This is a genomic window from Silvimonas sp. JCM 19000 (assembly GCF_054652575.1).
The window spans coordinates 160,372-175,306 of sequence record NZ_BAAIHC010000002.1; the positions used below are offsets into that span (position 1 = coordinate 160,372).

The following is a 14,935-nucleotide window of genomic DNA, read 5'->3' on the forward strand; positions in this document are numbered from 1 at the left end:
CGTACTCTCACCGGAGCATTTTGTGTCTGTCAGCCCCGCAAGACCTGTGCAAGACCTGCCACGCCAACTGCTGTCCATATTGCTGATCGCCTTGATGATAGGTGGCTCGCTGTGGGTGCTACGGCCATTTCTGCCCGCCTTGATCTGGGCCACCACGGTGGTGGTCGCCACCTGGCCTTTGATGCTGGCCCTGCAAAAACGGCTCTGGCACAAACGTACGCTGGCGGCCATCGGCATGATCGGCGCCATTCTGTTGATTATCGTGCTGCCGTTGGTGGGCGCGGTGATTACGCTGGTGGACCATTCCGATCAGATCGTGGCGCTGGTCAAAGCCATCCCCGGCTATATTTTTGCGCCGCCGCCTGCGTGGGTTTCCAACATTCCGCTGGTGGGTGGCAAGGTGGCGGCCGAGTGGCAAAAGCTGGCCGACGGTGGCTCTAGCGCGGCGGCGGCGCGTGTGCAGCCGTATATGGCGGCGATTGCGCAACGCACCTTCAGCACGGCAGGTAGCGCCGGGATGCTGGTGGTGCATTTGCTGTTAACGCTGGTCATTTGCGCCGTGCTGTATGTCCGCGGCGAAGTCGCGTTGGCTGCCGTGCTGCGCTTTGCCCACCGCATTGCCGGTGAGCGCGGCGAGAACGTGGTGCATCTGGGCGGGCAAGCCATACGCGCCGTGGCCATGGGCATCGTGGTGACGGCGCTGACGCAATCCATCATCGGCGGCATCGGCCTTGCCATAGTCGGCATTCCTTTGGCGGGTTTGTTGACCGCGGCAATGCTGATGCTGTGTATTGCGCAGATTGGGCCCTTGCCGGTACTGATTTGCAGCGTGGGCTGGCTGTATTACGAAAACGAAATCACCAAGGCCGTTATCCTGCTGGTGATTTCTGGCGTGGTGGGGCTGCTGGATAATTTCTTGCGCCCGATGCTGATCAAGCGCGGCGCCAATCTGCCTTTGTTATTGATTCTGGTCGGCGTGCTGGGCGGCATGTTTGCCTTCGGCATTGTCGGCTTGTTTGTCGGGCCAGTGGTGCTGGCGGTGACCTATACGCTGACCAATGCCTGGATTGCGGAAGGCTTGCAAAGCGATATCACGCCAGCGCAGCCGGTGCCGGTAGTGCCGCCGCAAGAAGCCAGCCCGGAGGTGGCCGCGCAAGCGCAAATCCCGGCAGCGCAAACCTCGGCCAGGCTGGATCCGCCGCGCATTTAAGCCGGGATGCTGCGCTGGCTGGCCGGTGGATCAGGCTGCCTGGGTCTGGCCTTGCGCCATGGCTTGGGCGGCGTCGGCTGGCAGGCGTCGGGTTTCAATAATGGAAGCCACCGAGAACAAACCCAGCAACAAAAACGCGGGCCAGAAGTCGCTGTATTCAATGTGCGCGTGGCCCTGCACATGGTTGGAAAGCTGCAAGGCCATGCCCGCCACAATCACGCCCAGGCCCAAGGACAATTGCTGCACCACGCTGGCAAAGCTGGTGGCACGGCCGGCGTCTTCGCTGGCGATGTCGGCGTACACCACCGAGTTAAGACAAGTAAATTGCAGCGACGGAAAGAAGCCGCCCAAGGCCACAATGGCCAACAACAGCAGGTGCGGCATGGCTGGGGTAAACATGCCGTATGACGCAATCGCCAGGCCGGCCAGTAGCGCATTCACCATCAACACATTACGAAAGCCATAACGCCGCAACACGCGTGGGCCGATGCTTTTCATAAACATGGCGCCAAAAGCCGAGGCGCAGGTAATGGTGCCCGACACAAAGGCGTTCATGCCCAGGCCTTCTTGCAACGCCAGCGGCAACAAGAAGGGGACGGCGCCCAGGCCGATACGAAACAGCGAGCCGCCCAGCACGCTGGCGCGGAAGGTCGGGATGCGCAAAAAGCGCAAATCCAGCAAGGGCGCGCTGGCGCGACGGGCATAACTGAAATAGCCGAGCAGCAATAAAGCGCCAGCCAGCGTTAGCCCCAGCGCGATCCACAAGGCCACCAGGTGGCTGCCCAACAGGGCCAGGCCGCACATGCTGAGCGCGCTGCCACTGGCCGAGAGCGCAAAGCCGGGCACGTCCAGTTTTTGCGTAACCGTTTCGCGTTGGTTTTCGATAAAGCGTGCGGCCAGCCAGATGCCAAGCAAGCTCACTGGAATATTGATGACGAAAATCCAGCGCCAATGAAAATACGTGGTGATAAATCCACCCAGCGGCGGCCCGATAATGGGGCCGAACAAAGCCGGCAGGGTCAGGTAGCTGATGGCCTTGACCAGTTCGGCCCGCGGCACCGCGCGGAAAATGATGATGCGGCCCACCGGCACCATCATCGCGCCACCCACGCCTTGCAAGAAGCGTGCAGCAACAAATTCAAACAAGGTGCTGGACACCGCGCACAGCAACGAGCCCAGCATGAATACGCCTATCGCCGTCTGGAACACCGAGCGCGAGCCAAACCGGTCTGCCACCCAGCCGCAGACCGGAATGAACACACCCAACCCCACCACATACGAGGTGAGCGCCAGTTTGAGCGTAATGGGGTTTTGTCCCAGATCGCGTGCCAGCACCGGTAGGGAGGTGGCGATCACGGTGGCGTCCATGTTTTCCATGAACAAAGCGCAGGCAACAATCAACGGCAACAACATCGTGCGGGACATGAGCGACCAGACAGTCAAATGCAGAGGGGCATTCTAACCAACGCGCCGCGACACATTCAGATATACAGGCAAAAAAAACGGACCGGAACAGTGGGCCTGCGCCTGCCTGTGCGGTCCGTCTGTATCGGGAGAATGCCGCTCAGAGCCAGTCGGCCGGAGGCGGCAGGGTGCCCAGGTAATCCAGCTTGCCCAGCGTCACGCCATAGTGACGCAGCACGTCATAGCTGGTGGTCAGGTGGAAGAAAAAGTTGGGCAGCACAAAGCTGAACAGATAGGGCGCCGGGGCAAAGTTGACGTCATTGCCGCGCATCTTGAACGTAATCACGCGCTCGGCCGGGCCATTGATGGCGCTGGCGTCCACGCTTTTGATAAAGGCGACGGTCTTGGCGATACGCTCAAATAACTCGGCAAAGGTGGTTTCGGTGTCGGCAAAGGACGGCGGCGTTTGTCCGGCCAGGCGGGCGGTGCCGGCTTTGGCGGCATCACAGGTGCTCTGGATCTGCCGGGTCAGATCAAACATATCCGGCGCTAACCGCGCGCTGAGCAAGGCCGCCGGGTCGAGCTGTTTTTCGGCAGCATGCGCTTGCGCTTTGCGCAGCACCGCTTCCAGGTTTTCTAATCCGCGCAGGAATACGGGCACGCTGGCTTGATAGAGCGAAATCGTCATCGGTTTTATCCTTGGTAGGTGGCGTCGCCGGAGGACGTCACGCGGGCAGGGTGGTGGCGGACGCCGCATAAAACAAGCCCACGACACGCACATTCCGGCAATCAGAATGGCATGTCGTGGGCTGGCAGGGGCGCGACAAAAAGCGATCAGCCGCGCGCGGTTTTGACCACTTCTTCGCAGTTGCTGCGTTGCGGATCAGCCGTCGGCAGTTGCTGGCACACATTCGATAATTGCGTGGTCAGTGTATCGACCGTGGCCTGATGCTGTTTGTCGGCGTTCCATTTGGCCAGACCGGTGGCCAGGCGCTGCAAAGAACGTTGGCTGCGTTCGTAAAACGCGTTGGGGGTGGCGCCCGCTTCCTTGATCACGCTGCTGGCAACTTGTTGCACCTTGGCGTCCTGGGCGGGGTCCAGATTGATCAGGTTGTTCAGATAGCTCACGCCCCATTGCAAGCGTGTGGCCGGGCCTTCGGCGGCGGTCCAGGCTTGCTCGTACCAGTTCAGCGCGGCTGTATTGTCGCCACGGGTTTTGGCGTTGGCGGCCAGGCCGAGCATAAAGTAGTACGGCGCGTGCGAACGGGTGAGTTCGGCCTTGAGCAAGGCATCCGATTCGTCCAGCAAACCGGCGCGCACCAGATCATCCGACGCCTGGCTGATCACCGACTGACGCTCGTAGCCATTGGTGGTGGCCTGGTCGGCCGCCGCCACAGCGCCGCGAACGCGTTGCAGCAAGGGGTCGGGCAAGGTCTGATCTTTGGCCAGATCCAGCTTGGCCAGCACCACCTGGCCATCCAGCGCGGTCAGGCGGTCGGTGGTCGAGATCGAGTTGTCGGCCGCCAATGCCACCAGCGCCTTGTTCCATGCGGCCACCAGATGTGCGCGCGCTGGCGTGTTGGCTTCGGTCAGCAAGGGCACCAGATCATCCGGCGTGATCACCAGAATGTCGAAATTGGCGCGCACGCGTTTGTAATCGGCCAGCACATTGCCCAGTGCGTTCAGCGCCTGCGCTTTGTTAAAGCCCGCCGTCGCATCTTTGCTGCCGGCGGCGGCGGCCGCGGCCTTCAGATTCAGGCGCAGTGCCGGCGCGGGCGCGTGGTCCAGCGCGGCATGCCGGGCCAGCGTTTGCAGCGCCACGGGCAAAGCGCGGGCGTCCAGCAACTGGGTGTCGCCGGTGTCCCAGGAGTAATCGGCCAGCATTTGCCATTCGTTTGCGCTCAGATGCGCCTTGGGCTTAAGGCCATTGGCCAGGCTTTCCGCCACCGGGTGCGTGGCGTTGAGGCCCAGCGACAGCACCTGCATATAGCGCTCGGCATCGACTTCGCCCGGCAGGCGGGTGATTTCCGTGCCGTCTGGCTTGAACAGGATCATGGTGGGGTAGCCGACCACCTTGAAACGCTCGCCCCACTTTTGCGCGCTATCGCTATCACCATCCAGATACACCGGAATAAATGCCGCCGAGCGCTCGATAAACGCCTGCTGATTAAAAATGGTGGCCTTGACCTGATTGCAGGGCGGGCACCACACCGCGCCCCAATACAAAAACAGCGGTTTATGCGTGGCGCGCGCTTGTGCAAAGGCGGCGTCGACATCGCCTTGTTGCCACGCAATGCCTGGCGGCAGCGCATGATCTTGCGCGGCATAGGTCAGCGGTGCGGTGAAAAACAGCGCGCTGGTCAGCACGCTTAGAAGCAGAGGTTTCATGGTTTGCCTTTAATGCCGATTAACACAAAGCCGAATGCGGCGCTGATACGCCGCATCCAGACGCCTGCGCGATAACGCAGGCGGGCCGCATTTACAGTTTGTAATTGAATTCGAGCCACCATTGCCGCCCATACGGCAGATAACTGCCTACCGCATAGAAGGGCCAACCCGCCGAATCGTCATGCTTGATGGTATTGAGAACGTTATTCACGATCAATGACAACGACGCCTGTTTGTTAAAGTCATAGCCCACGCTCAGATTAGCCAGCGCGGTGGGGGTCAGATAAGCCGAGCCTTCTGCGTTCGGCACTTTGCCATAACGCGTGACTTGTACGGTGGAAGTCCATGCATTGCGCGACCACGTGACTTGCGCATTCAACTTGTCCGGCCAGTCGTAATTGCTCATATCGTGCAACAGATCATCCACCGGATCATCGGCAAATTGCTGGTAGTGGTGGGTCAGCGTTTTGCTGTAATTGGCGCTGAATAAAAAGTCGCCAACCGGCCCCCAGGTCCATTTGTATTTGCCGCCGATATCGAAGCCACTGGTGGATTCGCTGGCTGCATTGATCGGATTGACCAGGATGGTATTGATGGCGCCGGGGTCGAGCACGGCGTTATCCGGGTTGCGGATAACGCGTGCCAACGCGTCTTTGCACAGCGCCGAATTGGGGTCATCCACACCCGTGCGGCAAGCGGCCTCGGTGCGCAGTAATTTATCCGGGTCCAGATCGGTCACCAGATTGTCGATCTTGATGTTCCAGTAATCGACCGAGATATCAAAGTTGCGGTTGGGCGACCAGACAAAGCCATAACCAAATGACTTGCCGTTTTCTGATTGCAGATTGCGGTTGCCGGTCTCCACGTAATTGGCGCCCGGCGAATAGTTGGCGTAATCGCAATTGGACAAGCTTTGATTGGCTTTGTAGCAGCGGTAGTAGTCGGTGGTCGAGGCGTAATAGCCTTTGGTAGAAGCCTCGTAGATGTAATTCATGTCCGGCGCGCGAAAGCTGGTGGCGTAATTGCCGCGCAGCAATAGCGTGTCGATGGGCCGGTATTGCAGGCCGACATTCCAGGTGAACTTGCTGTCGCTGTGATCGGCAAAGGTGTATTGGTCGTAGCGGCCGGCCAGTGTGGCATCCAGTTGTTTGACGATAGGGATATCCAGTTCCAGCGCCGCTGCTTTGCGCGTGCGCGAACCGCTCACATCTTGTGCGCCGCTGTAGTTATAGAAAGCCCCCTGATTGATCTGGCTGTCGGGATGATTGCTATAGCCCTGGCTGCCCAGTTCCAGCAACGCCGCCGCCTTTAGCGGGCCTGCGGGCAGATCGTACAATTTGCCAGTGATGCTCAGGCTGCCGGTTTGCGTCCACGCGGCATCGCGGCTTTCGGTGTGGCCGACCAGACTATTGAATTGATCCGGCGTTAACGGCTGATTAAAGCGCGCCAGATTGGGCGAATAAATGCCGATGCCGTCGCTATCGGTGCCCAATTGCGGACCCAGAAAATAGTTATCGACCGAAGCCAGCAAGCGCGGCACGGTGTTGCGGCTGAGATATCCCGAAATATTGTAGACGGCTTCGTAATCCCAACCGCTATTGCCAAAGCTGCCGCGCACGCCGGTGCTCAGATTGACTGCGCTATCGCGCCATTTGCGGTTCCAGGCATCGGCACCGCCAATTTCCTCCGGCGCAAAGCGCCGCGTTAATTGCTCGTAGTGACCGCTGTCCTGGTTGTAGAAATAGCCATCGGTGGCGGCCAGCGAGGTCCATGTCGGGCCGCGCGTATTGTTTTGCGTATCGTTAAAACCGAGCATCAAATCGGTAAAAAACGTGGTGTTGTCGTTCAAGGCCCATTGCAATCCGCCATACAGGTTTTCACTCTGGTTTTGCGTTTGCGTAGTCCAGAAGGCCGGTTGCGCCTGGCCGCTGCCGCAATAGGCATTGTCGCCCTGGCCCACTGCCACGGTGCTGCCATTAAACAAACCGCTGAAGCCGGCGCATTGGGCGCCGCCGGTATAAACGCCGTCATCCAGATTGCGGCGGCCCCAGATTCGTACCGGGTCGGCGCCGCCTGCGGTGCTGTCCGCCATAAAGTCGCGGTCTTTACTCCACAGCATGCGGGTCTTGCTGACTTCCAGCGCAAATACGGTGCTGACATCGCCAAAGTCTTTGCCACCGCTGATTTGCACGCGGCCGTTATCACCGCCACCGCGTGTGGTGCTGCCCGCTTTAACGTTCAGATTGACGCCGTCCGCGTGCTTTTTAAGGATGATATTGACCACCCCGGCAATGGCATCTGAGCCATAAATGGCCGATGCGCCGCCATTAACGATTTCAATGCGGTCGACCAAGGCCGAAAGAATATTGGCCAGGTTGACGAAATTGACCGAGCCGTCATAAGCGGTGGGGTAGTCCGCCACGCGACGGCCATTAATCAGCACCAGGGTGTGATTAGGGCCCAGGCCGCGCAGGCTGATGGCATTGGCGGCCGGGGTAAAGGTATTGCCGAAATCCGCGCCCTGGGTAAAACCGCTGTTTTGCGTTTGCTGGTTTAGCGCGTCATAAACGTTGCGATAGCCTTGTTTTTCTAATTCTGCGCCGGTAATCACCGTTACCGGGGTGGGCCCTTCTTTTTGCGCACGCGGGATACGGCTGCCGGTAACGGTCACCGCGGGCACGCTGGTGGTGTTGCTATTGGCAGCGCTGCTGGCATCGGGGTCGTCAGCGTGCGCCAGACCGGCGATCAGCACGGCCAGCGCAAGTGGCGTCAGTTGGAATCGCATTGCTTTTCTCTCTGTATCGATTTGCTGGTTTTTGTATGGCGCGTTGTGCGCGCCCGGCGATGGCAGCGTGGGTTTTGCTGCGGATGGCGGCCAAAATAGCAAAAACGTTTTATCTCTCAAACGTATAAGAAAATTTATTGATATTTCTATTTGTAATATCGATACGTGGCGTTATCATGGCCGCCGCTGACCAGATGGCTAGTCCGCTGGGGTAGGGGATATTGCGGCTGCGCGCAGCCTGGAGGGCGGGGCGCAGATGCCGGCGCAAGCGCGGCAGAAGCTGCGCTCGCGTGCCACCCGCTGTGTTGGATGGGCGCGACAGCCGCCGCCCAGGCCATCGCGTCGGCGTGGCGCAGCCACAGAGCAGACGACGCGTGCGCTGGTGAACCGGTTGCGCGTCTCATCCGTTAGAATCGCTAACCCGGCCGCACGTGGCCGGTGCTATCGCAGGAGAAAGCAGTGAGGCGTGGTTTGTTGCAAACACTATTAATCAGCGTGGTGCTCGGGGCCGGTTCGACCGCAGCGTGGGCCGTTGATGCGGGCGACGCCACGGCGCGTGCGCTCTCCAGTGGCAATCTGTGGTTGACCCTGGGTCTGTTTTTTGCGGCGGGCGTGGGCCTGGCGCTCACCGCGTGTATGTACCCGTTGTTGCCGATTGTGTCGGGCATCGTGATCGGCCAGGCGCGCAGCCGTTGGCGCGCGTTTGGACTGACGCTGGTATATACCCAGGGCCTGGCGCTGACTTATACGGTGGTGGGCGTGGCTGCGGCCAGCACCGGCACATTGCTGACCGTGCAATTGCAAAGCCCGATTACGACCGCAGTATTGGTGCTGTTTTTTGTGATCATGGCCTTGTCGATGTTTGGCCTGTTTGAGTTGCAGATGCCGGGCGGTTTTCAAAGCCGCATCAATGATCTGGCCAACCGCTTGCCGGGCGGCCAACTGGCGCCGGTGTTTGTGATGGGCATGTTGTCGGCGCTGCTGGTGGGCGCGTGCATGGCCCCGCCTTTGTTTGGCGCGCTGGCATTCATGGCCAGGACGGGCGACCGCCTGCTGGGCGGCAGCGCCTTGTACGCCCTCGGCGTTGGCACCGGTTTGCCACTGCTGCTGATCGGCGCCTTTGGCAGCAGCGTATTGCCGCGTCTGAGCGGCAAGACCATGGGCAACGTCAAGCGCGTGTTTGGCGTCATCATGCTGGGCAGCGCCATCTGGATCAGCCAGCCGTTGTGGCCTAAGGGCGCCAGCGCGGCGGCGGAATTCCAGACCGTCAAATCGGTGCAGCAATTGCAGCAAGCGGTAGCGCAGGCCAATGGCAAACCGGTGATGCTGGATTTCTACGCCGACTGGTGCGTGTCTTGCGTTGAATTTGAAAAGAATGTGCTGCCGGATGCTCAGGTCAGAGCCGAGTTGCAGAATTTTGTGCTGCTGCGCGCCGATGTCTCCGCCAACTCGGATGACGACGCCGCCTTGCTCAAGCAATTTGGCCTGTATGGGCCGCCGGCACTGATCTTCTACGACAAGGCGGGCAAGTTGCAGGCCAAACGCGTCATCGGCCTGACCAGCGCCAGTGACTTTGCCGCGCATTTGCAGGCCGTGGCCGGTCGCTGAGGCAAGACCGCCGCAGCACACCTATGCGCCGGGCCGCACTGTTCGGGCCCGGCTGGCGTGCAAACTGTGAGCGAGTGCGAGTGCTGCAGGGGCCCCGCGGCGATAGGGGCTCAGGGTAGCCACGGCGGTTTCACGCCGTAGTATTTCCACGTCGAGTCATTCCATTGCCGATCGGTAAAGTCTGGCCAGTGCCGGTCGTCAAACGACGGCGCGTTGCCCAGCACCGAGCGATCCATATTCAGCTGATAAATATCACCGTCTTCCCCTGCCACAGACAGCGCGGGCCATGGCACGGCATAGAGCTTGCCCGCGGTGCCGCCGATGCGCGCGCCTTGCAGCACCACATAGGCCACGGAGCCATGCGCCGGGTCGAGCACGATATCCGAAATGCGGCCCAGCTCTTCGCCCGCCGGGCTTTGCACCTTGGTGCCGATGATGAGCGAGGCGCGGCGGATTTTGTCGTGATTGGCACCGGAGGCGGTGGCTTGCACCGCCGAGGCCGCCACCGGTATGCCGTTGACGTCGGCCGCGTACGCGCTGCATGCCAGGCCCACCCAGCTTGATCCCAGCAAGGTCCATCCCCACCATCCGCGCCGCATTGCGTTCTCCCCGGTCCAGCTGCTGATGGTGCCGTGCTGCCCGCGGGGTAGCTGTAGGCCAGTGCTGATCGCCGCGTAGGAAAGCGCCTGGGCGCTGGCTTATGTGGGGTGGCCAGGCCGGAATGGGCTGACGCTGCGGCGCGCGGGCTGCCGATAGGGCGGCTTGATACAAAGGCGGAGGATGAGGCTATGAATCATGCTGTCGCACGGCGACACAGGAGACGCATCATGGCTATCGATCCGATCACCGCAGTAGACTCGTCCACGCTGGTGCCGATTATCACGCCGCTGCCGACGGCCACCGTCGAAGCGGCCAATGCGGCGCAAGTGGCGGCGACGGAAGCCAATATCGCGACCAATGTGCAGTCCACCGAAGCCTTGAACAGCAGCAATCTGACCGCCACCACCGTGCAGCAAAGCGTGGCGACCACCACGCAATTTACCCTCGGCAATGCCAACGCCATTCTTGATAACAACGCGGCCAACGGTCTGGCCGCGACGCTGGCCAACAGCCCGGCGGCGGCCAATCTGGCCGGAACGGTGAATGTATCCACGCTGACCTACAACGCCTTGGGCACACCCGAATCGGTGATTGTGAATGTGCCAGCCGATACCGCTGCGTCTTTGCTGAACGCCACTGCCACCAGTTCGCTGCTGAATTCGGCGCAAGAGACGGCCAACAATATCAACGCCGCCACCACCGACCAGACTGCAGCCAATGAAGCAACGCTGAACAACAATCCCAACGACATCAATAACCCGAACAACCCGGCTAGTCCGTTGAACGCGAACAATCCGCTCAACCCGAACAGCCCGCTCAATATCAACAATCCGCTGAACCCGGCAAGCCTGAACAACCCGACCAATCCCTTGAATCCGGACAGCCTGAATAACCCGAACAACCCGCTGAACCCCAACAGCATCAATAACCCGAACAACCCGGCCAATCCGCTGAGCCTGAATAACCCCAACAACCCGCTGAACCCCGACAGCGTCAACAATCCCAACAACCCGGCAAACCCGGCCAGCGTCAACAACCCGACCAATCCGCTGAACCCGGCCAATCAGCTGAACCAGGCGCAAGCCGTGGCCGCTAATCAGGCGGCTGCCAATGCTGCCGCCACCGCCAATACGGCCACCAATACGGTGAATGCCGCGACTGCGGCGCAAGCAGCCAATAACAACACCAGCCTGTTGGTGAATACGCAGGCTTAACCGAGGAGGGCACGATGGAATCAAAGCAAACGTCGCTGAACGAACTGGTGAGCTCGTCCGCCATGAGCGGCATGCCAGGCGTATTCGGGCACGACCCCGCACGCATGGGGGTGCGTCTGAATGAATCCGATCTGATGTTCCTGTACAAGGCGGCGCATGCGGGCGCGGCCGAAGTGGCGCTGGGCGAACTGGCGCAAAGCCACGCGGTGCGCCCGGAAGTGCAGCAATTTGCCGAGCAGATGGTGCGCGAACATCGCAAGAACAACGAAGCCCTGCAACGCTTGGCGCGCGACAAAGGGGTGGAGCTGGAACTGGCGCCGGACACCGAAGACAACCAGTTGCTGGAACGATTGCGGCATCTGGATAGCGCCCAATTCGATGATGAGTATCTGGAGCATGCCGGGGTGTATGCCCATAGCGTGGTCGAGCGCTTGTTCAATCAGGAAGCCAGCAACGGCAGCGACGCTGATCTGCGTCGTTATGCCGAACAGACCCTGCCGGTGATACGCCATCATCTGGAGATGGCGCAACAGCTGGTACACCCGACCGCCTGAGCGGCGGGCCCGGACCCAATCACTTTATAAAAACGCACTCCGCGCCGCTGCGTCGGCGCGGCAAGGAGCCGCCATGACTCAGCACAGCGCCACCCATACCGAAACACACAGCCATTCCAGCCACAACCCGGCCCGAGGCCATGCGCATCACAGCACGCGTGAACGGACCGCGGGCGATCTGGGCATCAATATCGTGGGCGAGCGCGGTCTGTTTCGCTGGCTATTGGCAAGCTGGCTGTTTGGCAAACCGGTACAGGCCGAAGTGGCCGAGCGCACGTGGCATGTGTTTATGGAAAGACGCTTGAGCAGCCCGCACGCCATCCTGCAAAAAAGCTGGCAAGAGCTGGTGGATGCCTTGGGCGAAGGCCATTACCGGCGGCTGGATGAATCGTCCGCGCGCAATTTGCAAACCATGTGCCAACAACTCACTGACGATTACGGCGGCAGCCTGCGCAAGATGTATTCACGTTCGCGTAGCCGCCAGGAATTTGAAAACAAGCTGGCTGAACTGCAGGGGGTGGGACCGAAGACGGTCGAGATTTTCATGCGCGAAGCCGGGCCCTATCTATTCCCCAAACATCCCGGCGCATAGCGCAGTAAACACCGGGCCAGGGCCGATCACGCCAAGTGGCTCGATGCGGCACCGGCGCAGGGCGTGGATGGGAGATCCTCCCATCCAGCCCCGCCCGCTGCTTTAGTGATAAACATCGTCATCCGAGTCGTCTTCGTCGTCCTCGTCTTCGGTCAGCTCCGGGTGCAGTGATTCCAGCGCTTCGTCAAAAGCCGCGTCCAGACCGCGGCAATCGGCTTGCTCATCCCAACCCTCGCGCTCGAAGGCTTCGATCAGCTCCAGATAAAAATCACGGCGCAAGTCATTGTCGGGGATGCCTTTTTGCGCTGCCGTGATTACGTCTTCAAACAGTTCGGTGCCGCCACTCCAGGCCATGGGTTTCTCCGCTAAGGGTTTGCAAGATTCAGGATTAGTGTGGCCACTATTGTCTGGCACCGCGTCTGCCGGATGCTGTAGGCCAGACGCTGACCTGACTGTGAGGCCGCGCTGTCAAACACGTAGTTACAGGCTTTCACTTACAGACTTATAGGCAGGCAGCCGATATGTTGCAACGCAGCATCTATAGAAACTGGTATCAACGGCGCGCTGTCGACAAGGCCGCGCACGCCCAACCGGATTCGCATTGATTTTATTGGGATTTAATTGCTTATTCAGGCAAGGAGCAGCGCCATGCAACAGCACAAAGGCTATTTCATCGAGACCTGCGCCGAGCAGGATATCGAAACGCAGGACTGGTATCCCACCCTTACCATCGGCCTGCCGACTGATGGTGTGGACCCTCAATATGTAGTCCCATGGCGCCGGGTTTCAGCGCCGAGCGAGTTCGGAAGCGAAGATGCCGCCAATGCCGAAGCATTGCGCGTGGCCCGCATGATGATCGAAGCGGGCAATCTGCCCCAGGTGGGGAGCGGCCCGCACAAGGGTATTGCTGCGACGCGTTTGCAGTAATCCAGCGCCGGTGCAGGTGCAGAAAAACGCCGCAGCCCATGCGGCGTTTTGCTTGGCCACAGCCGGGTTTATCCGGCGCGCAGCGCGGCGCGGCGTTCGAGAAAGGCCGCGGTGACGGCGGCGGCGTCCCACGTCATCTGACCGAGGCGGGCAGCGACTTCGTCGGCGCTCAGGCTTTCAAAGCCAGCCACTTCGCCATCGGTATTGGTGGGCACAAAATCGTCGGGCAAGCGCAGATCGTAGCAATACAAAATCTCGTCATGCACGCCATCGGGCACATTGCGCTGCATCTGCAACTGCCCCACGGGTACCACGTGTTGCGCCATATCGGGCGGCACGCCCGCTTCTTCCCATAATTCGCGCATTGCACACGCCGCCATGCGCTCGCCGCTACCGATGCCGCCTGCGGCCAGATTGTCGAGCAGATCGGGATCGACATGTTTGCTGAGCGCGCGGCGCGCAATCCAGATCTGACCGTCGTCGCGATAACCATTGATATGCACGGCCATGCTGGTGAAACCAAAGCGGCGGAAAGCGGCACGCTCCAGCTTCAAGAGCGGCTGCTGCAGATCAGGCGTGCCATCGGCCGTGGGGGCGTGCAGATCGTACAACTCGTTGCGCCAACCCGGCATGCGACCGGTGTCGTACAGCTTTTGCGCTGCCTGCTGCAGTAACACTTCTGCCGTCGCCACATCAGACACATTCAGCCGCAGCCGTTGCGGCGTCAGCAAAAACGCCGGGTCAAATGCGGTCAAGAACTCCACCGTCTCGCGCTGCAACCAGCCAAGGTCATGGCCAAGCACGGCAAAGCGGGTGAGACCGCTCGTATCAAGCCCGGGCTGGGTGCTGCGCCAGGCGGCGAGGGCGGCGGCGATATCCATCAGGCATGCTCCGGTTCAAACACCAATTGCACGGCATCACCGGCAAAGCGGGTAATGCCATATTCGATGGGGACGCCCGCGGCATCCACATACACGCTTTCGACAAACAAGATCGGCTGCGTCTTGGGCTGGCCCAGTTGTTGCGCACAATCGGCCTCGGGCAAACGCGTGCTGACGCGGCTGAACTTGCGGCTGTATTCCTCGATATTGAGCTGTTGCAAGGCGCGCACGGCCGAGCCTGCTTGCTGATACAGCACATCAAAACCTTTGAAGCGGGGCAGCGGAAAATACTGGGTACACACGCCGATCACCCGGCCATCCACCACATCTAGTGCATCAATCTGCATCACGCTACTACCATTGGGCACCTGCAACATGGCGCAGACTTCATCGCGCGGCACCACGCTGCGGCTGCGTTGAACCTGGCTGGTGCCAGCAAGCTGTTGTTTTTCCAGACTGTGCGAAAAACGGCTGCGCTTGCCCAGCTTGTAATCGATAAACTCCTCTTGCACAAAAGTGCCCCGGCCTTGCTCGATGCGCACCATGCCGCGTGCTTCGAGCGCTTGTACGGCCCGGCGGATGGTGTGGCGGTTTACGCCAAAGCGTTCCGCCAGCGTGGCCTCGTTGGGCAGGCGCTCGCGCAATTGTTTGCGCGCAATTTCGCCTGCCAGGGTTTCCTCGATTTGCCGCCACAGGGCCACGCCGGAGCCGCGCTCTACGGTGATGCTCATTGCTGGTCGATTCCTGTAATGCGCCCGCGCTTGGGGCAATA

General features: G+C 60.4%; 14 protein-coding genes. 6 read left to right on the forward strand and 8 right to left on the reverse strand.

Annotated features, from left to right (window positions below):
• Positions 1-22: 22 nt before the first annotated feature.
• Positions 23-1,210, forward strand: coding sequence for an AI-2E family transporter YdiK (ydiK, locus tag ACYQ1A_RS03100; protein ID WP_499360117.1), 1,188 nt, complete (start codon positions 23-25; stop codon positions 1,208-1,210).
• A gap of 30 nt (positions 1,211-1,240) precedes the next feature.
• On the opposite strand, the gene ACYQ1A_RS03105 is transcribed toward ydiK, so the two are convergent.
• The 4 genes from ACYQ1A_RS03105 to ACYQ1A_RS03120 form a co-directional block, all read right to left on the reverse strand.
• The gene (locus ACYQ1A_RS03105) at positions 1,241-2,635 is read right to left on the reverse strand and encodes an MFS transporter (protein WP_499360118.1); all 1,395 of its coding nucleotides are present in this window, start codon (positions 2,633-2,635) and stop codon (positions 1,241-1,243) included.
• A 139-nt stretch (positions 2,636-2,774) separates the two neighbouring features.
• Positions 2,775-3,302, reverse strand: a complete 528-nt coding sequence (locus ACYQ1A_RS03110) for a DUF1993 domain-containing protein (protein ID WP_499360120.1) — start codon at positions 3,300-3,302, stop codon at positions 2,775-2,777.
• A 146-nt stretch (positions 3,303-3,448) separates the two neighbouring features.
• A complete protein-coding gene (locus tag ACYQ1A_RS03115; RefSeq protein WP_499360121.1) occupies positions 3,449-5,002 on the reverse strand; it encodes a thioredoxin family protein in 1,554 nt (517 codons plus the stop codon).
• A 91-nt stretch (positions 5,003-5,093) separates the two neighbouring features.
• Positions 5,094-7,787, reverse strand: a complete 2,694-nt coding sequence (locus tag ACYQ1A_RS03120; protein ID WP_499360122.1) for a TonB-dependent receptor domain-containing protein — start codon at positions 7,785-7,787, stop codon at positions 5,094-5,096.
• Between the two features lie 474 nt (positions 7,788-8,261).
• Between ACYQ1A_RS03120 and ACYQ1A_RS03125 the strand changes: the two genes are divergently transcribed.
• On the forward strand, positions 8,262-9,395 hold the full coding sequence (locus tag ACYQ1A_RS03125; RefSeq protein WP_499360124.1) for a cytochrome c biogenesis protein CcdA: 1,134 nt from the start codon (positions 8,262-8,264) through the stop codon (positions 9,393-9,395).
• Positions 9,396-9,505: 110 nt separating this feature from the next.
• Here ACYQ1A_RS03125 and ACYQ1A_RS03130 read toward each other — a convergent pair whose 3' ends face one another.
• Positions 9,506-9,994, reverse strand: coding sequence for a PRC-barrel domain-containing protein (locus ACYQ1A_RS03130; protein ID WP_499360126.1), 489 nt, complete (start codon positions 9,992-9,994; stop codon positions 9,506-9,508).
• Between the two features lie 228 nt (positions 9,995-10,222).
• Between ACYQ1A_RS03130 and ACYQ1A_RS03135 the strand changes: the two genes are divergently transcribed.
• The 3 genes from ACYQ1A_RS03135 (at position 10,223) to ACYQ1A_RS03145 (ending at position 12,355) form a co-directional block, all read left to right on the forward strand.
• On the forward strand, positions 10,223-11,209 hold the full coding sequence (locus ACYQ1A_RS03135; RefSeq protein WP_499360128.1) for a hypothetical protein: 987 nt from the start codon (positions 10,223-10,225) through the stop codon (positions 11,207-11,209).
• 14 nt (positions 11,210-11,223) lie between these two features.
• Positions 11,224-11,763 carry a DUF4142 domain-containing protein gene (locus ACYQ1A_RS03140; RefSeq protein WP_499360130.1) on the forward strand — a complete coding sequence of 180 codons (540 nt, stop codon included), beginning with the start codon at positions 11,224-11,226 and terminating at the stop codon, positions 11,761-11,763.
• 73 nt (positions 11,764-11,836) lie between these two features.
• Positions 11,837-12,355 (forward strand): HhH-GDP family DNA glycosylase, encoded by a 519-nt coding sequence (locus ACYQ1A_RS03145; RefSeq protein WP_499360132.1) that lies wholly within the window; start codon positions 11,837-11,839, stop codon positions 12,353-12,355.
• Between the two features lie 102 nt (positions 12,356-12,457).
• On the opposite strand, the gene ACYQ1A_RS03150 is transcribed toward ACYQ1A_RS03145, so the two are convergent.
• Positions 12,458-12,709, reverse strand: a complete 252-nt coding sequence (locus ACYQ1A_RS03150; protein ID WP_499360134.1) for a hypothetical protein — start codon at positions 12,707-12,709, stop codon at positions 12,458-12,460.
• A gap of 294 nt (positions 12,710-13,003) precedes the next feature.
• Between ACYQ1A_RS03150 and ACYQ1A_RS03155 the strand changes: the two genes are divergently transcribed.
• Entirely contained in the window at positions 13,004-13,282 is a 279-nt protein-coding gene (locus tag ACYQ1A_RS03155) for a hypothetical protein (RefSeq protein ID WP_499360135.1), read from the forward strand.
• 68 nt (positions 13,283-13,350) lie between these two features.
• On the opposite strand, the gene ACYQ1A_RS03160 is transcribed toward ACYQ1A_RS03155, so the two are convergent.
• Positions 13,351-14,163, reverse strand: a complete 813-nt coding sequence (locus tag ACYQ1A_RS03160; RefSeq protein ID WP_499360136.1) for an NUDIX hydrolase — start codon at positions 14,161-14,163, stop codon at positions 13,351-13,353.
• Positions 14,163-14,894, reverse strand: a complete 732-nt coding sequence (gene phnF / locus ACYQ1A_RS03165; protein ID WP_499360138.1) for a phosphonate metabolism transcriptional regulator PhnF — start codon at positions 14,892-14,894, stop codon at positions 14,163-14,165. Before phnF ends, ACYQ1A_RS03160 begins: the two co-directional genes overlap by 1 nt.
• Positions 14,895-14,935 lie beyond the last annotated feature (41 nt).